The organism is Planococcus sp. 11815 (assembly GCF_051096385.1).
GTDB lineage: Bacteria > Bacillota > Bacilli > Bacillales_A > Planococcaceae > Planococcus > Planococcus citreus.
This window is the reverse complement of the sequence record NZ_CP096991.1, coordinates 197,553-220,999: the sequence shown is the minus strand read 5'-3', so window position 1 is coordinate 220,999 and position 23,447 is coordinate 197,553. Positions and strand designations below refer to the sequence as shown.

Sequence of the window (23,447 nt, the reverse complement as noted above, 5' to 3'; positions counted from 1 at the left end):
TCTCCCCTACTCATCCGCCATCCATGAGCGCAGTAGATTTGTGAAATCATCAGGACGCCCTTTAGCAAGCTTCTCGATGGTTTTGCGCTTTGGATTGGTCCGATTATTAAATTCAGACAAATCGACTCCACCATCTTGTTCGGTGGCGTTTGCTGCTGGCTGCATTTTCGCAGCCGCCCGCTCGAAATAATCCATCTCAAGTTCTGCTGCCAATTCTTCCTGCTGCTTTTTGCGTCTCTTGGCTACAAGGAGAATGATCCCCGTCAACAAGATCACAGCCACTCCGGCAAGTACGTACCAAAGAAGCGGAACGCCTGTCCAGAATGTCGTGACCGGCTCTTCTTCGGCCAGTTTCGGACGACCTTGGAATTCTGTCGCAAAAATTGAAATGCGGTCATCGAGTTCTGCCGGCGTCGGCTGGAACTCGTTCATGCTGAGCGATGCGCTGACCGTATTCCCGAGTAAATTGCGGATATCGGTCATGTTCTGCTCGGTCAAACTTGCCGGATTGTCCGGCACCGGCGGCTCGACGCCGACATTGATCGTAATATCGTCGATGACATAAGGGCTCATCTCGATCTGCCGGCTAATGCGGTTGACTTCGCGGTTGATGCGTTCTTCGGTCCGTTCGGATTCACTCGTTCCGGTGCCGTCTGCTGCGGGGTAATTGGCAATATCCGTTTCCCCGGTTCCGGCATCATCTGCCAGCGCCGCCCCTTCACTTGCATAAGTTTCGACGATCCGCTCGACGCTGATGTCGATGCCTTCGCCCGTTTCGAGATCAACCGGCTCCACCAATTGCTCTTCGCGTTTTTCTTTCGTGAAATCGATGTTTGCCATAACGGAAACAACGACTTTGTCCTGCCCGAGCAATAGCCCGAGCATCTGCTGCAATTCACGTTGAATATCTTGTTCGATGCCTTGCTGGATTTCTCGGTTTTGCTGATAGACCGTCAAATTAGTGTCCGGAGCGCCTGTATCTTGCAATTCAAATACTTGTCCGTTCTGATCCATAATGACGATTTGTTCCATCGGCAAATTCGGCACCGACTTGCTGACCAAATGGTATAAACCGTTGATTTGTTTTTGGTCCAAATTCAAAGTGCCGTCGCCTTGGATGACGATCGATGCGGTCGACACTTGTTCTTCATCGGTCAGCCAGACATTTTCTTTCGGCAAGGTAATCATGACGTTGGCATCAGTCACGCCAGCGATTTGTTTCACCAAATACGCAAGTTCGTTTTGCATCGCGTCACGTTCCACGACATCAAAATGGCGGTCGGTCATCCCAAGCCCCATGTTTTCACTGAATATGCCGTACGTGACATTGCCGTTTTTCGGCAAGCCCTCTGCCGCTAGGCTCACTTTCAAGCTGGCGACTTGCTCGTCCGGGACGGAGATAGTCGAGCCGTCCGTCGACACTTCGACTGGAATTCCTTGGGTTTCGATCGCTGCCTTGATTTCGCCTGCTTCCGCAGGATCCAAATTGGAGTACAAAGGCGACATATTCGTTTGGCTATTGAAGAAAACAAAAAGCCCTAGGGCAAGTAATGTGATGAAAAAGGACGCGGCCATCAGCCATTTGGTCGCTTTCGATAAACTGCCCCAGGAGTCTTTTGTTTTGGTTTTATAGGTTTCGAACTTCTCTTTCATTGAACGCACACCTTAATTTCTTTCATACTTGCATTCTCATCACTTCTTGGTACGCTTCCACCACTTTATTGCGCACTTGCATTGTCATTTGAAGCGATAGGCTCGCTTTTTGCGAAGCGATCATCACTTCATGGACGTCTTTCACTTCGCCCGTCAACAATTGATCCGTCTTTTTATCGGATACATTTTGCGCCGCGCTGACTTCTTTCAATGCATTCTTGAAGACATCGCCGAACCCTGTCGCTTGCGGCTCCGGCTGCATTTTTTCCAGGAATTGATTTTGCAGAAACGGTGTTTGCAACTGTGCAATTTTCTCCATGCTGCCCCTCCTAAACTAAACTTCGTTATTTTCCGATTTCCAATGCTTTCATAAACATGCTTTTCGAGGCATTCATCGCGGTGACATTCGCTTCATAGGAACGCGTCGCCGACATCAAATCGACCATTTCCTTGATCGGGTCCACATTCGACGTGCGCACATATCCTTCAACATCTGCGTCCGGATGTTCCGGATCGTAAGTGACCGGAAACGGTGTAGCGTCTTCACGGATGGCGCTTGCTTTTACGCCTGCCCCGGCTCCTTTATTTTCCATGGCGGCCGTTAATTGCTTAGCGAATGGCGAAGCGCCGGCGGTCGATAATTCCACAGTCTTGCGGCGGTAAGGTACCCATTCCCCGTTGACCAACTCTGCACGGTTCGTATTGGCGTTGGCGATATTCGAAGACACAACATCCATTCGCAAACGGTTGGCGGTTAGACCAGATGCGCTAATATTCAGACCATTAAATAAAGACATAAGCGTTATCTCCCTCCATTGATGACTGAACTCAAGCTGGAAAACTTGCCGTTGACGCGCTCTGTCACGGCGTTATACCATAATTGGTTTTTTGCCAGTTCTGCCATTTCAACATCCATATCGACATTATTGCCGTTCGGTGTCATTTTCGTGTTGTGGTTGACCGTTACTGGCGTTGCCCCCGCCCCACTTTGGAATTCCAGGTGGCGTGCATCTGTGCGGTAGCTCTTCATCTGCGAGGCGCTTGCCTGTTCCATCGCCTGTTGAAAATTCACTTGCTTACTTTTGTAATTTGCTGTATCGACATTGGCGATATTTCCGGCATGGACACGCTGTTTCAATGTCGAAGTCGACAATGCCTGCTCCATTTTTTGAATGCTTGATGGAAAGATGTTCATCTTTTTTCTCCCCTCGTCCCCAAATTTGCCCAAATAAAAAACCCACTTTGAAAAAGGCGGATTTGAGTCAAATCTACCATCTTTCGGTAACCCGGCGATCCTGTGTCTTAGACAGTTAGACCCGTGGCTTTGCGTCCTTAACTTTCGTATAAGTTTGCTATTTTCGTCATGATATGGGTATATTTTTCTTTAAACTCGTCTTTTAGAATCATTTTGAGTCGTTACTACCTCGGTATAGTATCATGCTTTTTTTATTTTGGCTATTTTATTTTATAAAAAAATTCTACTATTTTTTCCATTTAATCTACGGTTTTCTGTTAAAATGAAGACACCACAAAGAATACATAGTCCAAAAGACTGTGAAAAGGAAGGTGACTAGGTAATATGTTTCGAGGATTATACACAGCTACCTCAGGAATGATGTCTCAAAATAGAAATCAACAAATATTGACAAATAATCTATCAAATTCCAATACCCCGGGATTCAAGACAGATGAAGCGGCTATTCGCTCGTTTCCACAGCAATTGATCAAAGCGCAAAATGCCAATCAGCCTGCGCCGATTGGCCGACTTTCCACTGGCGTTTACGTTCAAGAAGCGATTCCTTCATTCCTGCAAGGGCCGATACGCGAAACGGGGAATGCGACCGATTTCGCCTTAGTCAACGATAATTTGCCGCTAGATGCCGAAACCGGGGAACGCGGCACGTTATTGTTTGCGGTTGAAACAGAACAAGGCGACATCCGCTATACGCGTAACGGGCAATTCACGGTCGATGCGCAAGGATTCCTTGCGACCAGCTTCGGCCAGCGGGTGCTCGGCGACAACCTCCAGCCGATTCAAGTCGGCGATGGCGGATTTTCTGTCCAAACGAACGGCGAACTCACGCGTTCGGATGGCGTAGGTGCCGGAAGCATCTGGATTGGCGCTGCGGACGAGCCGGAACAATTGATCAAGCAAGGGCACAATTTGCTTGCCTGGGCAGGAGACGATGCGGATGCACCGGCACTTGCTGAAGATGCCGAACGATTCGTCAAGCAAGGTTTTGTCGAACAATCGAATGTCGATTTGACCCGCACGATGACCGACATGATGACCGCTTACCGCGGATTCGAATCCAACCAAAAAGTGATCCAGGCCTATGACCGCAGCATGGAAAAAGCGGTTAATGAAATCGGCCGGGTCTGATAAGGAGCCAATCATATGAACATCCAAATGAATGCGGCAAGCAGCTCGATGCGCGAACTTCAGAAAAAAATTGATATGATCGCCAATAATGTCGCCAACGTCAATACGACGGGCTATAAAAAACAAGAAGCCAATTTTGCGGACGCCTTGCTTCACAGCGTGAATAAGCAAGCCGGTCCTGCCAACGAAATTGGAAGAAGCACACCGGACGGGCTGCGCATCGGCGGTGGGATGTTATTGTCTGATGGCATCACCCGCCATTCGCTTGGGCAGATGCAGGAAACAGGTCGCGAACTGGACTTTGCGATTGATTCGCCGAACAGCTATTTCCGCGTCTCGAACGAAGATGGCATTTCTTACACTAGAAATGGATCATTCCAAACCGAGCCAATTGCGGGCAGCGACCGTTTGGCGCTTGTCACCGCTTCCGGCGATTCGGTCTTGGGCGCTGACGGCACACCGATCACGCTTGCAGCGGGATACGAAGAATTGAGCATCGGATCAAACGGCACCGTGACCGCAACTTATGCCGGCCAAGCAGCTGAAACGTTCCAATTCGGAACTGCTCAAATTAACCGGACCGCCCTTCTGGAAAAAACAGGCGATAATCGCTACCGCTTGCCAGGCACTGAAGCTGAACAAATTGCCGCCGGCGCCTTGGAGCTGGGGGGTTCCCCTATTTCCCAAGCGGTGCTGGAAACTTCAAACGTCGACATGGCGAGTGAAATGACCGAACTGATCGCCACGCAGCGCCTCTTTCAATCACAAGGGCGCGCCATTTCATTCGCAGATGATATGATGGGCTTGGTCAATACAATGAAATCCTAATATTCTCCACTTTATGTTTGATTACTATAATAATAAAAAAACCCGCATTTCCAGGAATTATCTGGAATTGCGGGTTTTTTATGCAAAAGTTTGAGTACTAGCCACTTAATGGATAAACATATTCTCTACCTGATCTTCATCGAATTCTAAGTTTATATAGCTCTTCCTATAAAATAAAAAACAGCCGATGCCTGCATGCATCCGCCGTTTATCGAAGAAAATCCATTAAGTTTGTCTGCATAATCTTGGCAGATGATGACAGGCTCGCTTGGTAAATGCTTTCTTCACTTTTTAATTTTATTAGTATTTCAGCATAATCTACATCTTCTATAGAAGATAACGCAGTTCCAAGAGAAAGTTTGGCGTCCAACAGACGGCTTTCGGTCGATTCAATGCGATTTTGGCGTGCGCCGTTTTCAGCAGCTGCTGTGAGGAGACGCTCCATCGCTTCGTCAATGCCATCGAGTCCGACTTCCCCGCCAGCTTGTATGCTGTCAGCAAGTTGGCCGACCACCCGGAACAAATTGCTTGGATCTTCTGCATTGCCGACGAGCGTTTGAGGCAAAATGCCGATTTCAATTTGCATCCCCGGGCCGATTTTCACCGTTTTCAGTGGCCCGTTCGCTGGTGCTGCTTCAAAAGAAACAGCATCCGCAAATGGCTTTACCGTGCCGTCGCCGCCTCCGAACAAATACCTTCCATCAACTTCCGAATTGGCAAATTGGCGTAATTGCTCATTTAGCACGCCGACTTCCTTGAAAATCAATTCGCGATCTTCCGGAGACAATGTCCCGCTCCCGCCTTGAACACCGAGCTCGCGGATGCGTTGGGTGACATCGACCATCGCTTGGATGGAACGATCGTTTTCATCCAGCCACAGATTGGCATCTCCGATATTTCGTTCGAATTGATCGTTCGCCGACATGACGCTTTTTAAGCTCATCGATTTCGCCACCGCTTGCGGATCGTCAGACGGTTTGTGAAGCAATTTGCCGCTGGCTGCCTGCAAATTGGTTTTCTCAAAGCGCCCGAGATTTTGCTGCATATGGTTGACGGAATTTTGATGCATCATTTGTTGGGTTACTCTCATGGGATTGTCCTCCGTTTATCAGCTTTAACGTGCAGCCATTCGGTTTATGATTGTATCAAGCATTTCATCGGTAGTTGACACCAATCGGGCTGCAGCATTGTAGGCATGCTGGAATTTCACCAAATTCGACATTTCCTCATCCAGTGAAACACCCGCAACTGACTGGCGGCGATTTTCGGTCGACACCATCAATTGCTGCTGCGTCGAAACCGCATAGCCTGCACTCTGTGCTTCTGCACCTAAGCCGCTCACTAGTGAACGAAAATCGGCTTGTACTTTTTTCACGTCTTCATCAAGGCCTTTTGGCAGTTCGAGCTTGGTATCTTTTGCCACGCTCAATTCACCTGGTGCCGTATTTTCAAAAACATTGCCGTTCGCTTCCGCGAATTCTGTCACCGCGACGTTAATATTTTCTCGGTAGCTCGTGACTGTAGCTGCGGCTTCCGCGAGTCCGCCCAGCTTGCCGCCGGCTGTCTCAGGGTCGAGTGGTTCACCGGCTTTCACTGGCTGATTGTTTGACGCCAATGCAATCGCATAGCCGCCATCTGTTTTTTCTGTGACTTTGATGTCCATCAACTGCGACAGTTCATCGACAGCCGCGTCCCGCTCGTCACGTAAATTGTTTGCCTGCGGGCCTGTACGCATAATATTTTTGTTCAATTCTTCAATGCGCGAGATTAAGGTCTGGGCTTCTTTCTCTGCAGCCGTTGTACGCTCTTTCAACTCCGCGGTCAAATCCCCCATCGACCGGTCAATTGTTTTCGCTACGTCCGCAAATGCTTGCGCCCGCTCTTTCACGACTGCTTGAACGGCTGAGTTCGACGGGTCGCTTGCCAAGTCTTGCCAAGCGCTCCACAAGCGACCCATTGAAGCGTTGAGGCCATTGTCTCCCGGCTCGCCGAGAATCGTTTCGACGTTGCCAAGTGCATCGCTTTTCGTTTGCCACTCCGCAAATTCTGCTGTATGCCCCCGGTATTGCTGGTCAAGAAAGCGGTCACGCACGCGCATCACCGAGTCGATGGAAACCCCGGTTCCAAGCTGTCCCGATCCTTGATTGGTCCAAACTTCAAGAGAAGCAGAAGAACTCGTATTCACTTGTTGGCGCGAATAGCCTTTCGTATTGGCATTCGCGATATTCTGGCCGGTCGTGGAGAGGCTTGCCTGGCTTGCAGACAAGCCGCGGTTGCCGGTTTCCAAAGTGTGAAAAGTTGACACGTGATCCCCTGCTTTCTTCGCGGGACTTTACGCTTTTGTATCGAAAAAGCCCCGATTGGTTGACTGTGTATGCTTGGTGCTGGATTGAGGCTGGTAATTATACGGCTGCTTCGCAGGTGTTGTGATATGCCCGATCATGCCTGAAATGAAATCTACGGAGTCCTGTACCAGCTTTTCGTTCTGGCGATTTTTCGCTTGCAGTTCCACGAGCAATTGCTTTAAGGTCGTTAATTGTTCCTGCAGCGCAAGTTTTGCCGTTTCGTCGGGCAATTGGTCCGTGAACTGGCTGAAGCTGAGCCCTGGATGTTCTTCGAGCACTTCAATCACCAGGCGTTCTCGCTCATCTTCGAGTTGTCCGAGCCTGCGAATGAGCCGTGTCTCTTCTTTGACGAGTTCTGTCAGCTCATCGACTTTATGCTCGATCAAAACCGTTTGCTTGCGCTCGGCGTAGCGGATCAACTGATGCTGTATGGTAATCAGCTCATCAAGTGTTGCGGTCATCATTTTCAACACCGGAGTTCCCTCTCTTTCCATCGCTCAACTGTCATTTGTCAAACCAGTACTGATGGATTTTCTCAGCTACCTTGTCTTGGTCCACCTGATATTCACCAGAGGCCACCTGTGCTTTTAGCAGCTGTATTTTTTCCTGACGGGCGATATCCGCTTCCGTATTCTTCTCGAACATCGCCTTCGCCTCACTTGAAATTTGCAGATGGTCTTCCTGTTGAAGCGGGCGCGCCTTTTGAGCCGGCGTCACCTGCATTTGCTTTTGATAAGACTGTATAAAGGAAGAACTATTCGTTTTATCAATATTCATTCCTTCACCACCTCTTAGTTTTAGTTCTTCAGTCTCCAGTGCGCTTGGTTGCTGTTCGTCCAATCGCCATCTTCAGCCAGGATCTCATTGGCGCTTCTCAAGAAATCCAATCGGCAATCTTCACAGAGCATGTGCCGATGGATGATTTCTTTGCAATGGGCGCACGGATACCCAAGATTCGGATAATCGCCTGTCAAAATCCGTCCTTCCCGCAGAAACTCGGAAATCTTATGGACAGAGACGCCCGTGAATAAGTGGACATCTTCGAGAGACGCGTTCCGGTGTTCGTGTTCTTGCAAAAACATATAGACTTTTTTGAATGCCGTTTCATTCTCCTGATGGCATTTCAAGCAGCAAGCGATTTGATCACGCAGAAAGAGCGCTCCGCAGCTGGGGCAATTGTCCAGTTTCGGGGTTGTCAAATGGATCACCTAGTTTCTTATCGCAATCAGTTCTATGTTGTCCGGGACTATTCGATTTACTATCTATACTACTAATATCGGCCATTCTTGAAAAATGTTTAGCTTTTTTAAAAAAACATTATTGCACTTTGAACTGCGTGACCAGTACCCGTTCGACTTTTCCTTTGCCGACCAGGTTTTCGAGCTGCGCCGTCATTTCATCCTGTAGCAAGGTGATGCCTTCTGTGCCGACCAGCTGTTCTTTTTCCATGCCGGCCACAGTCGCAATTGCCGCTGCACGGACTTCCGCGTGGCGTGTTTCCATTTCTTCTTTTATTTTTTTATCTGCTGATAGGATATTGAATTGAACCACCGCATAAGATGCCGGCGTGGCGAGATTTGTTGTGATTTCTTCCGTGTCGATGCTCAGCTCGACCATTTCATCGGCTGTCAGCGGTGCATCTGCGTCCACATCTTTTTGCGTTAGGAGAAAATAGACCGCTCCTCCAGCGCCCAAAAGCGCCGCAATCAATAAAACTAACAATACTTTTTTCATCATCCACCTCTTACTCTTCGGTTTCCGGCTCATCCTTATAAGGAGAAATCAGCACTTCGACACGGCGATTTTGCGCACGCCCCTCTTTTGTATCGTTCTCGGCAATCGGCTGATATTCGCTATAGCCGGTCGCGCTGAATTTTCTTGGGTCCAAGTCGCCGTTTTCAAGCAAAATCTTCATGAAATTGATGGCACGCGCTGAACTGAGTTCCCAGTTCGAATCAAACTCGCCGCCAACTGCCGGCACGTTATCTGTATGGCCTTCAATATAGATCATCCGCGGCGGGTCGCTGACGAGCAGCTCCGATAATTCACTCGCGATGGTGCGCGCTTGCTCATCAATATTCGCGCTTCCAGATTGATACAAGACCCCTTCATTAATCGTCAGCATGAGCCCTTTATCGGTCAATTCCGTTTGAAGTTTCGGCGATAAGCCCTTTTCATCAATATATGATTCGATCTTCTCCTGGAATTCCCTCAGTTCCTGTCGGTCGCGCACGGCTTCCACTTCTTCCATCATTTCTTCGGTCATGCCTTCTTCTGGAATGATCGCAAACGGCGAAGTGTCGGTATCCAATTCTACAGGCGCTGACTGGTCAAGCAGGCCGGTGCCTCCTTGCAATTCCACATTGAACGATTCGGAAATGGCCTTGAATTTCTTCGCATCGACTTCGCTTGCCGCAAACAGCACGATAAATAGTGCCAAGAGCAGCGTCAAGATATCGGCATACGGAATGAGCCAGGATTCGTCGACATGTTCCTCGTGCTTTTTTTTACGCTTCAACTTCAACACCACTCTGTTGTTCGTCTTCTAACACACGGTCTTTGGCCGGCAGATACGTCAAAAGTTTTTCTTCTACAGTTCGTGCAGGCAAGCCTTCTTGTACGGCAAGCAAGCCTTCAAGCATGATTTGTTTCACGCGCGCTTCCTTTTCGGATTTACGCTTTAATTTATTGGCGAATGGGTGCCACAGGACGTATCCTGTGAAAATCCCGAACAGCGTTGCAATAAATGCCGCTGAAATCGATTTTCCGAGCAATGCCACATCATCCAAATGACCGAGTGCTGCGACGAGCCCGATAACCGCTCCAAGCACGCCGAGCGTCGGCGCGTATGTACCGGCTTGGGTGAATATTTTCGCTCCGAGTTCGTGGCGGTCTTCCATTGCCGCGATGTCTTCTTCCATCAAGTCACGGATGTGCTCGAGCGATTGGCCATCGACGACCATTTTCAAGCCGCGCTGCAAAAACGGGTCCTCCACTTCTTCTGCACGCTCTTCCAAGGCGAGCAAGCCTTCTTTTCTTGCGACCATCGCCCAGCCGGTGAACATCGGGATCAGTTCTTTGATCGACAATGTTTTCTGTTCACCGAACAACACTTTGAACAGCCCCGGGATGCGCTTTACTTCGTCCATCGGAAAGGCGATCAAGATACAGGCAGCGGTGCCCATGAAAATGATGACCAATGCGGCTGGGTTATATAGTGCGGCCGGGCTGGACCCTTTCAAGGCCATGCCGCCGACGAGCACAAGTACGCCCAAGATGATGCCTAACCAAGATGTCTTATCCACGTCCATACCTCATTTCACTTTGGATATTTGTTGAGTTGAATAATGAGCCTGTGAGATTTCATTGTTTGCGATATTCCGCAAAACAGCTGGCTTTCCGGGGGGCTCGCGCCGAACTAATTCGGACTAAGCGCCCGAATGGATTTCGGCACTTCATCGAAACTGAGTTGGAAAGCCCCCTCCGTTTCTGCTCCCCCAGGAGTCTGCGCTGTTTTGCTCCATATCCTTTTTTGCTAATTATAAAAAGCGGAAGGCGGCGACTCCTGCGGGAATAGCATGAGTCTTGAGACCCCGCAGGAAGCGAAACGACCGAGGAGGCTCAAGCCATGCCCGCGGAAAGCGTCCGCCTGAAGCGGTTCCTTTAAGTTTCTCCCTCAGTTATTCAACCCAACATATCCCTTATTGTTTTGCTAATGCCATGGCTTGCTTCCAGGTGTTGCGCAGTTCTGTTACATCTGCGAGTACAGCGTCGAGTGCTGCTGCGTCGTTTTTCATATTCGCTTCCATGAGCGAGTTGTTTTGATATTCATAAAGCTGTTCGAGTTCTTTCGACAGCGCGATGTCCGGGTTTAAGGTGCTGCGCAGTTCCTGGATGATGGCCTGTGCTTTCAACAAGTTTTTGTTCTTTTCTTCAAACTGTTTATCCAGCATCGCTTTTTTTGCGAGTTTGATGAATTTCAAGCAGCCGTTGTAGAGCATCAAGGTTAGCTCTTCAGAAGATGCGGTCATGACGGAATTTTGCTGGTAGGTCTGGTAAGGATTGATAGTTGCCATTATAGTTCCCCTCTCTTACTTGCGTTGGTCGATAAATGAGCCGCCGCTCGTCGGTTGGCGGTAAGCGCCGGCATATTGCACCGAGACTTTCCGCGCTTGTCCGAGCCGGGCCATCTGTGCGGCAAACTGTTCGTGCACCGTCTGCATGAGTGGCTGCAGCTGGATTTCCGTCTGCTGGATCTTGGCGATGATTGCTTGTTCATCCGCCGACCATTCGCTCGTTCCTTGTGCAGCGAGCGCTTCGATTGTTTCTTGCCGGCTGTCGAACAACTCTTGAAGCCGTTCGAGCGGTGCCAGTTCATTTTTATCCATATCTGAATCAATCAATTGTGCTTGTTCGTAAATCGCTTGCGTCTGCGCCAAAAATTCGGTGAGCCCATCGATTCTTTTTTCCATTACATGCCTCCGAACATATTCTGCTGCATCCAAGCGCTTTGTGAATTCATTTTGCTGAGCGCTTTTTCCATCGCCGTGAACTGGCTCCAGTAACGGTCTTCGATGCTCGTCAAACGGTCTTGCCATCGCGTGATTTCCGTTTCCATGCGGCGCAGTTTCTTGGACATCGTGCTATTGTCGACAGCACTTGCCGGGCTACCGGCCTGGGTGCTCAGGTTTTTAACGATGTCGTTGAGTTTGTCATAGACGCGCGCACCGATGCCGTCGCCCGCTTCACTGCGGACCGTGAACAAGTTCATTACTTCATCTGGTTTTTCTGAAAGAGCGGTCCTCAATTTATCCTCGTCGATGAACAATTTTCCGCCTTCGCGGTAATCGCCTGTGTTGATCCCGATTTGGGACAATAAATTGATGCTGCCATCTCCAATGCCACCGACTTTATCCATGAATTCGCGACGCAGATCCTGCAGCGCCGATTTCATGATCGGGTCATTGCGCAACAAGCCACTGCGCGCTTTTTCTTCCCATAATTCAATTTCATTGTCGCTCATGTCTTTTTTCTGTTCATCCGAAAGCGGCTGGAAATCCGGGTAGCGTTTTTCCACAATCTGTTTTTGTAAATCTTCAATCGTTTTGTTATACGCTTCTACAAAATCTTTAAGCATCTGTACCGGTTTTTCTGGATCGGACTGTACACGAACTTTTGTTGAAGTACCTGGAGTTGTATCTGTTGCTACTGCATCGACCGAAAGCAATTGAACCGTCAATCCGTTAACAGTCGCCTTATTGCTTGTCAGTCCATTGACTGTGATGCCGTCAATTGTGATAGAACCGTCCGTTGCGGCTGTAGATACCATCGACGCTTGGGCGGTGCCGGTAATCTGGCGGCCGAGGTCTGTATTGTCCGCCGTGCCGTCCGCATTCTTGAACGCGAGCGTGAAGTTCTGCGCTGAGCCGAGTTCTTTAGAAGAAATGAAAAAGCGCGAAGTCGTGTCATCGAAATTGACGCGCAGTGCGGGCTGCTTTCCAGCGGTTGCTTCTTGAAGCTTTTTCGCCACATCCGCGTAGGTCGTAGTTGCTTCGATATCTATATTGATATCGGCCTCGCCTGCGACTTGAATAGCAATTCTTCCTGCAACACCAATTGTGTCGGTAGATTTTGCTGCGCCACCGCCTGTTTTCTGGATCGGCGCTTCGGAAGTCATTTTCGCTGGTGTCGCAAGCGAATTGACTTTCACCTCGTAGTCTCCATTCATAGCTGTGGCGGTCGCTGCCACTTTCGCGCTGCCGGAGCCTGTCGCTTCGGCGCTATAGGCATTAAAGCTCGACTGCAAGCGCAAATTGCTGGCGCTCGTGCGCAAACTCGAGAACGCAAGGTTCTGTTCGCGTGTCGCTTCTTGCTGCCACTCGGTCCAGACTTTTTGCTGCATCAGTTTATCCAACGGCATTTTCTGTATTTGCATCATTTGTTTCACGATGGAGTCGGTGTCCATCCCGGAAGCTAATCCGCCGATTCGCATTGCGCTCATAGCTTGTTCACTCCTGTCTTATCGTTTTTCATCGATCATCATGCCCGTAATTTCGGCCATCGAGGCGTACATGTCTAGAAACTTGCGGTTCGGGATCTCCCGCAGCACTTCATCGGTTTTCGTATCGATCACTTGCACGTAATACACTTCCAATTGTTCGTGCAACTGGAATTTAATATTGGTTTCAGTTGGCACTAAAAATTCGTTCATGACGGCGACTTTATCCGTTACCATTTCTTTCGTGATAGCTTGAGCGGGTTCTTGGAATTGATGTTTTTCAGGGATTCCCGTTTCTTTTGCAACAATTGGATCTATTTTGCTGGCCTCTTGAAGATGTGGCATTGATTGATTAGTGACTTCCATGACAACACTCCCCGTCTTCTCAAATCGATCTAAAAAGCTCTCTATCCTTATTATCGGCACAATCCTGGATTTTTTTAGTACAGAATCAAAAAAATAAGACAAGCCCATAAAGAACCTGCCTTATCTTACGTGAGTTGCGTATAAAATTTGCTGACGCCTTGCGTCCAGTGGTTGTTGAGGCCGGTCGGATCGTTCGCCGCTCCAACAGGGGCATATTTCGCGCCGATTTGCGCGATGCTTTCCTTGCCTTGGTTTAAATAATTCTGGCGTAAATTGCGCGCCATGTCGTAAATGCTGTCGGCCACCGATTCATAGCTGCGCAGCCCGTTCTTGCCCATCATGCCGGCGATATTGTTTTTCTCATTCGCCGCCCGTGACGAGCCGTTTCCGGTTTCATGCACCGCAATCGCAGACAAAAGGTTCGGGTCGATATCGTATTTCTTGCCGGCTTCAATGAAATGCACCGCGGTGCCGCTCAATTTCCCATCGAGCTGCCCATCGAGTTTCAAAAACTGGACCGGCCGGAATTTCAGATCGCTTTGATCCGCAGCGCTCGTCGCCACGTCTTTATGCTGCATCGTCAGATTCGCGACGGCCGGATTATACGATGAACTTGCCGGTGACATAAACGACAAGTTGTTTGCGGCTGGCGCTTGTTGCATCGGCGTTTGCATTTGCTGGACATTCTCCATCATCGCTGCCATCAACAGCATCATAAACGACCCCGCTCCCGCCATGCCGGGCATTTGGCTGTTCGTCGCTCCGCTTCCGTTTGTTGCTGACGACTGCTGAAGCGAACTCATCGCCGACTGAAACAGCCAATTTGAATTGATCGGCCCCATCATACTCTTCCACACCTTCCATTTCCATTTATTCGTTTAGTTTACAAGAAGATGCAGGAAAAAAGAATAGGCGGATTGGGGGTAGGCTTCAAATAAGTTAGTTTTATTTAGAATGAAAGCTGTGACTTTTTACTGTCTTCTATGTAGAAAAGAAGCTTCAAGATAGAAGCTCCCGTTTTAAATATTTCTTTTGCTAGCTTAGCCCTTCAAATCAACCGATCCGCCAATATGCGGCTGCACGGATTGTTCAAGCATTTTCACGACACTAGCGCTATTCGTTTCGGCTTGATCCATCACTTTCTTGGTCACTAACACACTTGCTTCTTGCCGGACATTCATCTGGCTGAGTGACATCGATAAAGCGGCGATATCCATAGGAACTCCTCCTTGTGAACTTGCTTATAAAAAAAGGAGCCTAGAATCAGGCTCCTTTCGGTGTTTAAAATTAACGCAGCAATTGAAGAACTTGCTGTGGTGCTTGGTTGGCTTGCTTTGCCACTATGTCTTTCGATCATAGAATAGACTATATCTTCACCCTCATGTTCGAGGGGCTGGGCACTTCGAACGGCGCTTGCCGCCCTACGGATTTCATCGTCATAGCCTTCGCCTTAGACGGTCTATCCTAGTCGTTGAACCTTCTCCAGAGTTTCCTCACAGGAGCTTGGCTGCTGATTATCCATTGGTGCATCCCCGTCATTTTCAAACCGTCACGCCGACCGTTTCCAGTTACGTTGTGGTTGAGGGGGCTTTAGGAAGTTCCAGCAATTCACCCAGTTATACTCTAACCCGTTACCCGGTTAGACGCCCTAAAATCAATTATCTCAACAGTTGTAAAACTGATTGAGTCATTTGATTGGATTGAGCCAACATTGCTTGTGATGCTTGTGCAAGAATTGAGTTCTTTGTTTGTTCCATCATTTCTTTCGCCATCGTGCGAACATTTACTTTCATAAATGACTAGACTATATCTTCACCCTCTAGTGTTAGTAGGGGCCGGGCACTTCGGATCTGCCAGTGCTGATGGACACTGTGTCACCTACGGATTTCATCATCATAGCTCTCGCCTTAGATGGTCTATCCTAGTCGTTGAACCTTCTCCACTCTTTCGAGACAGGAGCTTGGCTGCTGATTGCCCAATCTTTTATTTTCTCAAGCCATCACGTTTGCCGTTTCCAGCTGCGTTGTGGCAATAAAAGCTATCAGGACTTTCCAGCAATTCACCCGGTCGTAATCTCTGATCGTTACCAATCAGGACGACTGTACCTCTGCTCGCTTACGCGGCTTCGGCATAATCAACGTCGCGGATACGTGATTCCGCAGCTGTAATATTTTCAGAAGATGTGTTCAAGTTGTTGATTGTGTGTTCGAGGCGGTTTTGTGTAGCACCAAGTTTTGAACGCTCACCTGACACTAATTCAATAGCATCATTAATTGTTGTAATAGCCGATTCCGCACCTGTTGTCGTCGTAACGTCGACACCTTTAACGCCTAGGCTACCTGAGTCCATTGCATTAATTGAAACGTTTATTGTTTGGTTTTCATTCGCTCCAATATGGAATGACAAAGAACCATTTACAGTGACACTTGTATCTGATGCGTTATCTTTCAAAGTAAATGAAAGGCCGTCCGCATCTCCGCCATTTACAGTAACTTTATTACCGCTATACGTAAGGGAAGCTCCCGCACCAAAGTTCGCATCTGTCAAACCAGAAGCATTCGTACCCTTAGCATCTAATTCGTTACCAGTAGTGTAATCCACCCCGGCGATAATATCAGCACCTTCTGTCACCTTCAAAGATGAAGAACCCCCGGTGTCAGCGCTACGAATTTGGAATGTATCACCAGTTCCTTGGAAATCCACTACTACTCCGGATACACTCGAGTTAATTTTGTTAGCTAAATCTTTATACGTATCGGTTGCTGCTACAGTAATATCTACACCGTTAACATTTAAAGTTCCTGCTCCTACAACATCTGCATCAGCGGTAGCTGCTGTCGCAACTCCTGTAGTTGCAGAAGTAGCTAACGCGGCCCCATTCGCATCAATTTGGTACGTTCCCTGTTTGGTATTCGGCCCAGCACTAGCATTTGTAACTTGGGTGCCATCTGCCACTTTTAATCCTGAAGAACCATTAAGTAGCTTTTTAGTATTGAATTCTGTTGAACTTGAGATTCTGTCTATTTCTTCTACTAATTGAGTAACCTCTTTTTGAATCTCTTCTCGGTCATTACTAGTGTTTGTATCGTTGGCAGCTTGTACTGACAATTCACGCATTCTTTGAAGGATATCCTGAGTCACGCTTAATGTACCTTCCGCAGTTTGGATCAACGAGATGCCGTCTTGTGCGTTTGTTGAAGCCTGTTCTAGTCCGCGAATCTGTCCACGCATTTTCTCAGAAATTGTAAGTCCAGCTGCATCGTCTTTCGCGCTGTTGATGCGAAGTCCTGATGACAATTTCTCCATGCTGTCCATTTGTGCGCTTTGAGCTGAGCCCATTTGGCGGTGCGTGTTAAGTGCTGCGATGTTGTGATTGATAATCATTGTGTATTACCTCCGTGTAATGTTTTTTGTTTTTTTTTTGCAAGCGCCCAAATCCGTTTGGACTGCCTTACATTCTATTTATCGGTATGCATTTTAAAATGTTTAGCTTTTTTGAAAAAAATGTCTCTTTTTATTTTACAAAATAAAAAGCCTATAAATGTTCAATAGACTCTCAGCAACCTATTACATTTGTCTTTCTGCAGATATAGTTAATCCAAAAGGACTCTCAAAAATTGCTCCTTTATCAGTTTCTTGACTTAACATCGAAGGTTTTATATTTGAAGATTCTCTCATCCACTCTATTAAGTCATACAAAGTTTTTATATTCTTGTTATCATATTTTCTCAAAAAACTTAAGTTATACTGTACTTCCCAAAATATTGACATTTTACTTGCACCTTCTTGTTGGTAAGAAACGTTGTCTTGTGAGGATATAGCTTCAATAACTTCATTTATTCTGATTTCATTCAAATCAACTGAATTTGCAACCTTATTCGCAAGGTAATTTAATCCAAATAAGTGCAGTTCTTTCGCCATCTGCCCTTGCAGACTCAAAGCTATAATTTCTTTCTTACTTACTTTTGAAAAATCTAACGCAAATTCTGGATCGATTATTCTAAAAGTAGCAGCATTCGACGAGTTAAAGTTCGGAATAAATAATCCTGTGACTAATTTTTCATCAATTATACCGAAAGGATCATTTATATTACGTTTTTGAGGAATACCATTATTCATTTGTTTAGTTAATGTATTCAAAGAATGTTGTGTACCTTTACATTCTAATAAATGAATATTGTAGAATTCGTCCATTAAAATGAAATCTGGTGATTTACTTGGACCATTTTTACTCTTATGACGTGTGGAAAGAGATGGCAAGTGTCTTAGAAAATATGTTGTATCGACAAAAGTTAATAAATTCATTTTCTTAGTTAAATAATATAATGCAAATCCCATTCCAAAATCGTCACTTAGAATAGTTTTTTGATGAGCATCCACATCTTTCCAGTCTTTGTTTAATTTAAAATCTTTACTATCCTCGAAACAGTTGATATATCTTAGAAACGCCCAATAATCGTTTACAGACATTCCAGTTCTTGTTGGATGCCTTGTTGCAAAGCTGATATTCAGAAGAACTTCTACTAAATTAAATGTATTATATCCGCTAATTCCCACTAAACTGGATGGAACAGGCTTTGAAGGGTCACGCCACGTAGAACAGTCTACAGCTACTAAAATATCTTTTTGAAACATGATACCTCTCCCCTCCGTCACTTTTAATTGGTAATCTCTTTTACTTTATATCTCAATATCAACCTCTTAATAAAATTTTCAAAATTAAAAATCATCCAATTACGTGCAAAACTTCGAATCACTTTTTCATTTTCAAAAAATCACTAATATCAATCACATTCGACACCGCGTTCTTGTTCTCTTCTTGAATCTCCAAATAAATCTCTTTCCGATGAATCGGAATTTCTTTCGGTGCGGAAATGCCCAGTTTGATGAGGTCGCCTTCGATGGAAGTGACCGTGATTTCGATATTGTCGTCGATGACGATCGATTCGCCGACTTTGCGTCCGAGTACGAGCATCGCTTACACCTGCCTTGCCGCTTGTTGGAACAGCGGATGTTTCACTTGGTAGTTCGGGTTGTTAAGGACGATCTGCTTGCCGAGCTGCTTTTTATTATTGATGACGACCGGCGCTTTCAAGTTCGCTGTCGCGTCACCAATTTGTTTGTTCGGCGTGACGGTCACTAAGACGATCCCATCAGACGGGTCTTCTAGTTTCAGTTGCCCGGTCAAAGTGTCATCGAGCTTCACTTCGTAGTCCGGCAAAAAAACGAACGGGTCCGCCATGAAGAAACTAATTGCCGCGTGTTCCGTTGACTGGAGGAAAAAGAACGGCGAGTCGCCTGATGGGTCTGCAGGAAGTAAGACGAATGTCGTTTCGTCTTCGAATCCCGGGATGCCGCGTTCGAATGTCAATAAACGGTTGTCTTCGAGTTCGAGCTCGCCGAATTGTTCTGTCTGGATTTTCATGGCTGACTTCCTTTCTATATGAACCTGATTTAGCCTGCTTCTATATGAGCCATTTCTTGCATGCGCAAACGCACCAATTGCTGTTCGCCTGTAATGCCTTTTAGTTCAGCGGTGAACGACTCGATCGATAAGCCTTGTACATCCACTAGCGCCGCCACGTCTGGCTGTTCGAGCAACTCCTGGCTCAGGATTACTTCCCCCGCATCTCCCTGCCCCTGCACACGCGCCGCTAGATTCACGGTGCGGCCGAAATAATCGAACCGATCATTCGAATTGACAGCAATCGCCGGCCCACTAAAGAGGCCGAGCCTCAGTAGCAGTGTATCATTTGTTTGTTCGTTAAAAGCGTCCAGTTTTTCCTGGATCGCGAGCGCCGCTTTGACGCCGTCCGCGGGTTTCGAGAACACCGCCATGACCGCGTCTCCAATCGTCTTGACGACGCTGCCGGAATTCTGTTTGATGTGTTCGGTCAAAAAATCGAAATGGCCGCGCACGCGTCCGTAGGCATTGGCGTCTCCCGCTTCTTCGTACAATGCAGTCGAGCCCTTCAGATCCGTGAAGAGGATCGTTACCTGGCCGATGGCGATTTTCTGCCCCGGCGCCAGCACTTCCGACGAAAACAAATCGCGGAATTCCTGCATGGCGGTCACTTTCGCCGCCGTCACCGTGTCTTTGCTCCAGTCGGCATTTTCCAGCGCGACGACAATGTCTTTTTCGCTGTCGTTGATGACGGAAATGTTCGATGCTTCCCGAGCTTCCTCTATCCATCCCGCTTCCGTATAACGGAACGAACCCTTCTGCCCGACTGGCACTTGATCATTTTTTTGCAGCACCCTCAAGCGCATTGACGCCTGATCCGCTAGCAAAAATTCCGTATGATCTCCCGGATGCAGAATGCGCTGTGCTTTAATATGCGGCGTAATCACCGGGCCGCCGACGCAATACACTTCTGCATAGGCTTGGCGGATGTTCGGATGCACCGCGAATTGCAGCTCGACGGATTGGTCGAAGTTCACATCGTACAAGACGCCGCACAGGTCGCAATGGAATTGCTGCTCGAGTTCGGACAAACTGCGGTGGTCATCTTTGGACACGCGGCAATTTGGGCAAATGACATGCCAGCTCATTTCCGAGAGTCCTGTTTTCGTTGCGTATAACAAGCCCCTCAACACTTTCTCACTATCCATCTCCCAAAGCTTCGCGAGTTGGCTTGGCACCAATTGCGCCGCGTCTTGGTCGCTGCTTTCACCGAGATGCGCTTTTAGCTGAGCAATAAATTCCTCTGCGACTGGAAAAGCGCGCAAATCATTCGACAACCGTTCGAGTTCGGCATGGTTCACTTTCGGTGCGGCCGGTTTCGCTAGTCTGGATGACTGTGCATCCAGTTGGACATTCTCCAAATACAGCATGATCTTTTTGACCGCCGGCAGCCCAGTCGTCTGGATGGCTGGATAAGCGAGTGCATTGCGCGGCGCGAACTCGGCCGTTAAGTGGATTTTCGTTTGCATGCCCCCACTCGCTGCATCGGACAATTCGACTTTCAATTTATAATACAGCAGCGGGCCCGACAAATATCGCCGCTCGACCGTGTAATACTCCTGTTCCTGCCATTCGAATGGAAACTCCTGCCATTTCATCGGCACCAGCCCCATCACTTTCGCTGCCGCTTCCCGGTAAAACACGCCGCCTGTCTCCGTTTTCGCCTGCCCGAACGATACAGGAAACAAGCCGATCGCGTCATTCATCTGGTTATTGTCGGCGAGCAGCTGCCACGCCATTTCACGGTCAATCGGAAATTCCTGTTCCAGTATGTAGACTTTCGGTTTCAATTTCATCATCGTTCACTCCTATGTCCATGCGATCGCCAAAGCCAGAAACAATAGGTGGAAAATCTGGTCCGCGACAATTGTGAGCCATCTGCTTTCGGATCCTGTGGTCATTTGGATGCGCTTGACCCAAAACTGGACAAAGCGCCGCCGGTCGAGCGCAATGTGGCTTATGAAGACGAGCGCAATCGCCGGAAGCGACAAGCCGCCTGCAAATAAACCAAACAACGCGATGACCGCCGTGTACACCGACACATGCGCCAGGAGCGGCAGCCACTGGGTCGCTTTGTGTTTCGCCATCCACGAAGTCTGCAACAAAAAATCGCCGACTAAGTGGCCCAGTAGTAAATAATCAAACATGCTCATATCCGGTATCTCCGCTCTGTTTTATACGTGCTTAAGTCGTAATCGCATTCTTCTAAGATTGAAATCATCGCATCGACCAATTCCGCTTCGAACAACTCGCCTCGGAAGCGCAACAATTCTTCTGCGCTTTCTTGCGGAGTGAACCCTTTGCTGTAGGGGCGGACGGTGGTCATTGCATCGAAGGTATCCGCGACGCCAACAATGCGTGCGAACAGCGGGATCGCATCGCCTTTTAGCCCTTCTGGATAGCCGCTGCCGTTCAGGCGCTCATGGTGGGATTTTGCTGTTTCCACCGCTCGCTCCATCGCATGCCGCGGCTCCATGTTCGCGAGAATTCCCGCACCGATCACCGTATGCTGTTGGATTGCGTGGAATTCGTCTTTCGTTAAACGGCCGGGTTTTTGCAGCAAGTCATCGCGGATGCCGATTTTCCCGATATCGTGAAGCAGCGCCGCTTTATACAGTTCTTCGCATTCGGAAGGCGCCATGCCGATTTTCTGCGCGATCCAAAAGGCGTAATTCGCGACGCGTCCCGAATGCCCGGCCGTGTAAGGGTCGCGCGCATCGAGCAGCGTCGCGAGCGTGCGGATCATGCTGATGAGCATGCGGTTGAGCTCATCGTACATTTGGCTATTGTGCAGCGCGAGCGCGGATTGATGCGCCAGCGCTTCTGCTAGGCGCAGATCATGTTCGGTAAAAAATTCGCCGTCCCGCTTGTTGAGCAATTGCAAAGAGCCGAGCAATTGGCTTTTAACAATCAACGGAACCGTCAAGAGAGAGCTCGTGATGAATCCGCTCTCCCGGTCAATCCGTTCGTTCCAATCGGCGTGCCGCGTGACGTCTTCAATGCGTTCGGCCTGGCCCGTTTCGAGCACTTTCCATACGACGCCTTGCCCTCTCGGCACTTTCACATCGAGAATTTCTTCGGCAGCCGCACCGAATGCGGACACGGCCTGCAAGTGCTGCCCGTCTGTATCCGCAATCCACAAAGTGCCAGCTTCCGCTCCGATGACGTGCATCATCTGCTGCAGAATATTGTCGAACACTTTATCCTGCTCAAGATGGGAATTGAGCTCTTTCGATGCATCCCATAACGCCATCAGCTCCTGGATGCGCTGTTCCAATTGTTCGGTTTCGTTCATGAAGGGCCTCCGCTATAAGTTTTTACTTTGAAATCAAGATGAATTATTTATTCCAAACGATAGCTTATTATTACGTTTCTCACAATACCTTTTGAATGCTTAAATGAAAATATTTACATTTCCATACACATCCAACCTACTAAGCTCTCTCTTTTATTATCGGCAGTTTCACGGAAATTTTTACTAAACCCCACGAAAAAACCGGACCCCCTATAGAGTCCGGCTTTGCTTACGATTCGACTTTTTCCAAGCTTTCCAGCGCTTGCTTGACGGTCGCATAGGCATCCGCGGATGCTAATTGAATACCCGACTGGACGATAGTCTGCACCAAGTCCGGACGCAGCCCCGCCACGACGACGTGGATGCCCATCAAGCTGAGCGTGCTGCCGATATGGTGGATCGCTTCTGCGGTCTGGTCGTCAATCTTCAACACGCCCGAGAAATCCGTGATGACGTGATATACATCCATTTCCGCAATGCGTGGGATAACATTCGTCAAAATGTGGTTGACCCGGTAGCTGTCGAGATAGCCGATCAACGGCAAGACGACGACATCGTCCGCGACTGGAACGATCGGTGCCGACAGCGCAATCATCTCGCTTTGCATTTCCGCTTCGTATTTTTCCTGAAGCCGTTCAAACGCAAAGAAGGTTTCGTTCAGGCTGACATCGAGCAAGGTGTTGATGCGTTTGATGACCAGCGCATTCTCTTCCAGGCTGAGCCCTGATTTGACGCTCAGTTCCGTGAACAATTCCGCCATGACGACGCGCGTCGGTGGATAACGCACGACGATCTCCGAAATCTTGCCGCCGGAAGATACTTGCATTTCTGCATTTTGCTTGCTCCACTCGATGAGTGCATCCGGCACCTCAAGGTCGGCTTCATTGCCGATGGTCTCGCCGAGATAGCCAAGCAATTCTTCGTACATTTCCACCGCGCGTAAGCGTTCCTCTGCCGGGATGTCCTGGTCGATTTTCGCAAGCACCCGGTCCACTACTTGTTCAGCGAGCGTACGCGGGCTCGCTGTGATATATCCGCAAAACTCCTTAAATGAAGACATTCTGCCTGCCACCTTTTCCAATGAATTGCTTTCAGTATACCACTTTGTATAAGGG

Annotated in this window: 29 protein-coding genes and 1 riboswitch; of the genes, 2 read left to right on the top strand and 27 right to left on the bottom strand. The window is 48.3% G+C overall.

What is annotated here, in order from left to right:
* Positions 1-6: 6 nt before the first annotated feature.
* From fliF to flgB, 4 genes are read right to left on the bottom strand one after another with little or no spacing between them, the layout of a single operon-like run.
* Complete coding sequence (gene fliF, locus M1Q06_RS01205; RefSeq protein WP_434401057.1) at positions 7-1,653, bottom strand: flagellar basal-body MS-ring/collar protein FliF; 1,647 nt, start codon at positions 1,651-1,653, stop codon at positions 7-9.
* 22 nt (positions 1,654-1,675) lie between these two features.
* Positions 1,676-1,972, bottom strand: a complete 297-nt coding sequence (fliE, locus tag M1Q06_RS01200; RefSeq protein ID WP_058382082.1) for a flagellar hook-basal body complex protein FliE — start codon at positions 1,970-1,972, stop codon at positions 1,676-1,678.
* Between the two features lie 25 nt (positions 1,973-1,997).
* Entirely contained in the window at positions 1,998-2,450 is a 453-nt protein-coding gene (gene flgC, locus M1Q06_RS01195; protein ID WP_434401054.1) for a flagellar basal body rod protein FlgC, read from the bottom strand.
* A 5-nt stretch (positions 2,451-2,455) separates the two neighbouring features.
* Positions 2,456-2,848, bottom strand: a complete 393-nt coding sequence (gene flgB, locus M1Q06_RS01190; protein ID WP_058382084.1) for a flagellar basal body rod protein FlgB — start codon at positions 2,846-2,848, stop codon at positions 2,456-2,458.
* An 82-nt stretch (positions 2,849-2,930) separates the two neighbouring features.
* A riboswitch (cyclic di-GMP riboswitch) is annotated at positions 2,931-3,017 on the bottom strand.
* A gap of 215 nt (positions 3,018-3,232) precedes the next feature.
* Between flgB and M1Q06_RS01185 the strand changes: the two genes are divergently transcribed.
* Both M1Q06_RS01185 and M1Q06_RS01180 read left to right on the top strand, forming a co-directional pair.
* Entirely contained in the window at positions 3,233-4,036 is an 804-nt protein-coding gene (locus M1Q06_RS01185; protein ID WP_434401052.1) for a flagellar hook-basal body protein, read from the top strand.
* A 15-nt stretch (positions 4,037-4,051) separates the two neighbouring features.
* Positions 4,052-4,864 (top strand): flagellar hook-basal body protein, encoded by an 813-nt coding sequence (locus M1Q06_RS01180; protein WP_058382086.1) that lies wholly within the window; start codon positions 4,052-4,054, stop codon positions 4,862-4,864.
* 208 nt (positions 4,865-5,072) lie between these two features.
* On the opposite strand, the gene flgL is transcribed toward M1Q06_RS01180, so the two are convergent.
* From flgL to M1Q06_RS01065, 23 genes are all read right to left on the bottom strand, one after another.
* Positions 5,073-5,954, bottom strand: a complete 882-nt coding sequence (flgL, locus tag M1Q06_RS01175) for a flagellar hook-associated protein FlgL (protein WP_434401051.1) — start codon at positions 5,952-5,954, stop codon at positions 5,073-5,075.
* A gap of 24 nt (positions 5,955-5,978) precedes the next feature.
* Positions 5,979-7,169 carry a flagellar hook-associated protein FlgK gene (gene flgK, locus M1Q06_RS01170; RefSeq protein WP_434401050.1) on the bottom strand — a complete coding sequence of 397 codons (1,191 nt, stop codon included), beginning with the start codon at positions 7,167-7,169 and terminating at the stop codon, positions 5,979-5,981.
* Positions 7,170-7,196: 27 nt separating this feature from the next.
* The gene (locus M1Q06_RS01165; RefSeq protein WP_237150776.1) at positions 7,197-7,673 is read right to left on the bottom strand and encodes a flagellar protein FlgN; all 477 of its coding nucleotides are present in this window, start codon (positions 7,671-7,673) and stop codon (positions 7,197-7,199) included.
* A 40-nt stretch (positions 7,674-7,713) separates the two neighbouring features.
* Positions 7,714-7,986: a flagellar biosynthesis anti-sigma factor FlgM gene (flgM, locus tag M1Q06_RS01160; RefSeq protein WP_274842657.1), complete on the bottom strand. Its 273-nt coding sequence runs from the start codon at positions 7,984-7,986 to the stop codon at positions 7,714-7,716.
* Positions 7,987-8,006: 20 nt separating this feature from the next.
* Positions 8,007-8,408: a hypothetical protein gene (locus M1Q06_RS01155; protein WP_434401048.1), complete on the bottom strand. Its 402-nt coding sequence runs from the start codon at positions 8,406-8,408 to the stop codon at positions 8,007-8,009.
* 118 nt (positions 8,409-8,526) lie between these two features.
* Positions 8,527-8,943, bottom strand: a complete 417-nt coding sequence (locus M1Q06_RS01150; protein ID WP_237150658.1) for a flagellar basal body-associated FliL family protein — start codon at positions 8,941-8,943, stop codon at positions 8,527-8,529.
* A gap of 10 nt (positions 8,944-8,953) precedes the next feature.
* On the bottom strand, positions 8,954-9,727 hold the full coding sequence (gene motB, locus M1Q06_RS01145; RefSeq protein WP_434401046.1) for a flagellar motor protein MotB: 774 nt from the start codon (positions 9,725-9,727) through the stop codon (positions 8,954-8,956).
* Positions 9,717-10,514, bottom strand: a complete 798-nt coding sequence (motA, locus tag M1Q06_RS01140) for a flagellar motor stator protein MotA (protein WP_058382093.1) — start codon at positions 10,512-10,514, stop codon at positions 9,717-9,719. The genes motB and motA overlap by 11 nt, the downstream gene beginning before the upstream one ends.
* A 396-nt stretch (positions 10,515-10,910) precedes the next feature.
* Complete coding sequence (gene fliS, locus M1Q06_RS01135) at positions 10,911-11,285, bottom strand: flagellar export chaperone FliS (RefSeq protein WP_211652908.1); 375 nt, start codon at positions 11,283-11,285, stop codon at positions 10,911-10,913.
* A gap of 15 nt (positions 11,286-11,300) precedes the next feature.
* Positions 11,301-11,681, bottom strand: a complete 381-nt coding sequence (locus M1Q06_RS01130) for a flagellar protein FliT (protein ID WP_434401043.1) — start codon at positions 11,679-11,681, stop codon at positions 11,301-11,303.
* Entirely contained in the window at positions 11,681-13,210 is a 1,530-nt protein-coding gene (gene fliD, locus M1Q06_RS01125) for a flagellar filament capping protein FliD (protein WP_434401041.1), read from the bottom strand. The genes M1Q06_RS01130 and fliD overlap by 1 nt, the downstream gene beginning before the upstream one ends.
* A gap of 18 nt (positions 13,211-13,228) precedes the next feature.
* The gene (gene flaG / locus M1Q06_RS01120) at positions 13,229-13,573 is read right to left on the bottom strand and encodes a flagellar protein FlaG (RefSeq protein WP_434401039.1); all 345 of its coding nucleotides are present in this window, start codon (positions 13,571-13,573) and stop codon (positions 13,229-13,231) included.
* A gap of 125 nt (positions 13,574-13,698) precedes the next feature.
* The gene (locus M1Q06_RS01115) at positions 13,699-14,418 is read right to left on the bottom strand and encodes a glucosaminidase domain-containing protein (RefSeq protein WP_434401037.1); all 720 of its coding nucleotides are present in this window, start codon (positions 14,416-14,418) and stop codon (positions 13,699-13,701) included.
* A 195-nt stretch (positions 14,419-14,613) separates the two neighbouring features.
* A complete protein-coding gene (locus M1Q06_RS01110; RefSeq protein ID WP_434401035.1) occupies positions 14,614-14,790 on the bottom strand; it encodes a YjfB family protein in 177 nt (58 codons plus the stop codon).
* A gap of 441 nt (positions 14,791-15,231) precedes the next feature.
* Complete coding sequence (locus M1Q06_RS01105; protein ID WP_274624516.1) at positions 15,232-15,333, bottom strand: flagellin; 102 nt, start codon at positions 15,331-15,333, stop codon at positions 15,232-15,234.
* 355 nt (positions 15,334-15,688) lie between these two features.
* Positions 15,689-16,957: a flagellin gene (locus tag M1Q06_RS01100; RefSeq protein WP_434401033.1), complete on the bottom strand. Its 1,269-nt coding sequence runs from the start codon at positions 16,955-16,957 to the stop codon at positions 15,689-15,691.
* Positions 16,958-17,140: 183 nt separating this feature from the next.
* Complete coding sequence (locus M1Q06_RS01095) at positions 17,141-18,208, bottom strand: hypothetical protein (protein WP_434401031.1); 1,068 nt, start codon at positions 18,206-18,208, stop codon at positions 17,141-17,143.
* A gap of 118 nt (positions 18,209-18,326) precedes the next feature.
* Positions 18,327-18,548, bottom strand: coding sequence for a carbon storage regulator CsrA (csrA, locus tag M1Q06_RS01090; protein ID WP_058382099.1), 222 nt, complete (start codon positions 18,546-18,548; stop codon positions 18,327-18,329).
* A gap of 3 nt (positions 18,549-18,551) precedes the next feature.
* Positions 18,552-18,998 (bottom strand): flagellar assembly protein FliW, encoded by a 447-nt coding sequence (fliW, locus tag M1Q06_RS01085; RefSeq protein WP_434401028.1) that lies wholly within the window; start codon positions 18,996-18,998, stop codon positions 18,552-18,554.
* Between the two features lie 29 nt (positions 18,999-19,027).
* Positions 19,028-20,836, bottom strand: coding sequence for an adenylate/guanylate cyclase domain-containing protein (locus M1Q06_RS01080; RefSeq protein WP_434401026.1), 1,809 nt, complete (start codon positions 20,834-20,836; stop codon positions 19,028-19,030).
* Positions 20,837-20,845: 9 nt separating this feature from the next.
* Positions 20,846-21,190: a DUF3307 domain-containing protein gene (locus tag M1Q06_RS01075; protein ID WP_434401024.1), complete on the bottom strand. Its 345-nt coding sequence runs from the start codon at positions 21,188-21,190 to the stop codon at positions 20,846-20,848.
* Entirely contained in the window at positions 21,187-22,332 is a 1,146-nt protein-coding gene (locus tag M1Q06_RS01070; protein WP_434401022.1) for an HD domain-containing phosphohydrolase, read from the bottom strand. The genes M1Q06_RS01075 and M1Q06_RS01070 overlap by 4 nt, the downstream gene beginning before the upstream one ends.
* A gap of 229 nt (positions 22,333-22,561) precedes the next feature.
* Positions 22,562-23,392 (bottom strand): STAS domain-containing protein, encoded by an 831-nt coding sequence (locus tag M1Q06_RS01065; RefSeq protein WP_434401020.1) that lies wholly within the window; start codon positions 23,390-23,392, stop codon positions 22,562-22,564.
* Positions 23,393-23,447: the final 55 nt, after the last annotated feature.

Coding starts and splice junctions, on each gene's coding strand:
- M1Q06_RS01130 (WP_434401043.1), bottom strand. CDS start 11,681: ATGGAAAAAAGAATCGATGGGCTCACCGAATTTTTGGCGCAGACGCAA.
- M1Q06_RS01080 (WP_434401026.1), bottom strand. CDS start 20,836: ATGATGAAATTGAAACCGAAAGTCTACATACTGGAACAGGAATTTCCG.
- flgC (WP_434401054.1), bottom strand. CDS start 2,450: ATGTCTTTATTTAATGGTCTGAATATTAGCGCATCTGGTCTAACCGCC.
- fliE (WP_058382082.1), bottom strand. CDS start 1,972: ATGGAGAAAATTGCACAGTTGCAAACACCGTTTCTGCAAAATCAATTC.
- fliS (WP_211652908.1), bottom strand. CDS start 11,285: ATGGCAACTATCAATCCTTACCAGACCTACCAGCAAAATTCCGTCATG.
- csrA (WP_058382099.1), bottom strand. CDS start 18,548: ATGCTCGTACTCGGACGCAAAGTCGGCGAATCGATCGTCATCGACGAC.
- M1Q06_RS01075 (WP_434401024.1), bottom strand. CDS start 21,190: ATGAGCATGTTTGATTATTTACTACTGGGCCACTTAGTCGGCGATTTT.
- fliF (WP_434401057.1), bottom strand. CDS start 1,653: ATGAAAGAGAAGTTCGAAACCTATAAAACCAAAACAAAAGACTCCTGG.
- M1Q06_RS01185 (WP_434401052.1), top strand. CDS start 3,233: ATGTTTCGAGGATTATACACAGCTACCTCAGGAATGATGTCTCAAAAT.
- flgB (WP_058382084.1), bottom strand. CDS start 2,848: ATGAACATCTTTCCATCAAGCATTCAAAAAATGGAGCAGGCATTGTCG.
- M1Q06_RS01095 (WP_434401031.1), bottom strand. CDS start 18,208: ATGTTTCAAAAAGATATTTTAGTAGCTGTAGACTGTTCTACGTGGCGT.
- M1Q06_RS01115 (WP_434401037.1), bottom strand. CDS start 14,418: ATGATGGGGCCGATCAATTCAAATTGGCTGTTTCAGTCGGCGATGAGT.
- M1Q06_RS01065 (WP_434401020.1), bottom strand. CDS start 23,392: ATGTCTTCATTTAAGGAGTTTTGCGGATATATCACAGCGAGCCCGCGT.
- M1Q06_RS01110 (WP_434401035.1), bottom strand. CDS start 14,790: ATGGATATCGCCGCTTTATCGATGTCACTCAGCCAGATGAATGTCCGG.
- M1Q06_RS01070 (WP_434401022.1), bottom strand. CDS start 22,332: ATGAACGAAACCGAACAATTGGAACAGCGCATCCAGGAGCTGATGGCG.
- flgM (WP_274842657.1), bottom strand. CDS start 7,986: ATGAATATTGATAAAACGAATAGTTCTTCCTTTATACAGTCTTATCAA.
- fliD (WP_434401041.1), bottom strand. CDS start 13,210: ATGAGCGCAATGCGAATCGGCGGATTAGCTTCCGGGATGGACACCGAC.
- M1Q06_RS01100 (WP_434401033.1), bottom strand. CDS start 16,957: ATGATTATCAATCACAACATCGCAGCACTTAACACGCACCGCCAAATG.
- flaG (WP_434401039.1), bottom strand. CDS start 13,573: ATGGAAGTCACTAATCAATCAATGCCACATCTTCAAGAGGCCAGCAAA.
- M1Q06_RS01105 (WP_274624516.1), bottom strand. CDS start 15,333: ATGATGGAACAAACAAAGAACTCAATTCTTGCACAAGCATCACAAGCA.
- M1Q06_RS01180 (WP_058382086.1), top strand. CDS start 4,052: ATGAACATCCAAATGAATGCGGCAAGCAGCTCGATGCGCGAACTTCAG.
- flgL (WP_434401051.1), bottom strand. CDS start 5,954: ATGAGAGTAACCCAACAAATGATGCATCAAAATTCCGTCAACCATATG.
- M1Q06_RS01165 (WP_237150776.1), bottom strand. CDS start 7,673: ATGATGACCGCAACACTTGATGAGCTGATTACCATACAGCATCAGTTG.
- M1Q06_RS01150 (WP_237150658.1), bottom strand. CDS start 8,943: ATGAAAAAAGTATTGTTAGTTTTATTGATTGCGGCGCTTTTGGGCGCT.
- fliW (WP_434401028.1), bottom strand. CDS start 18,998: ATGAAAATCCAGACAGAACAATTCGGCGAGCTCGAACTCGAAGACAAC.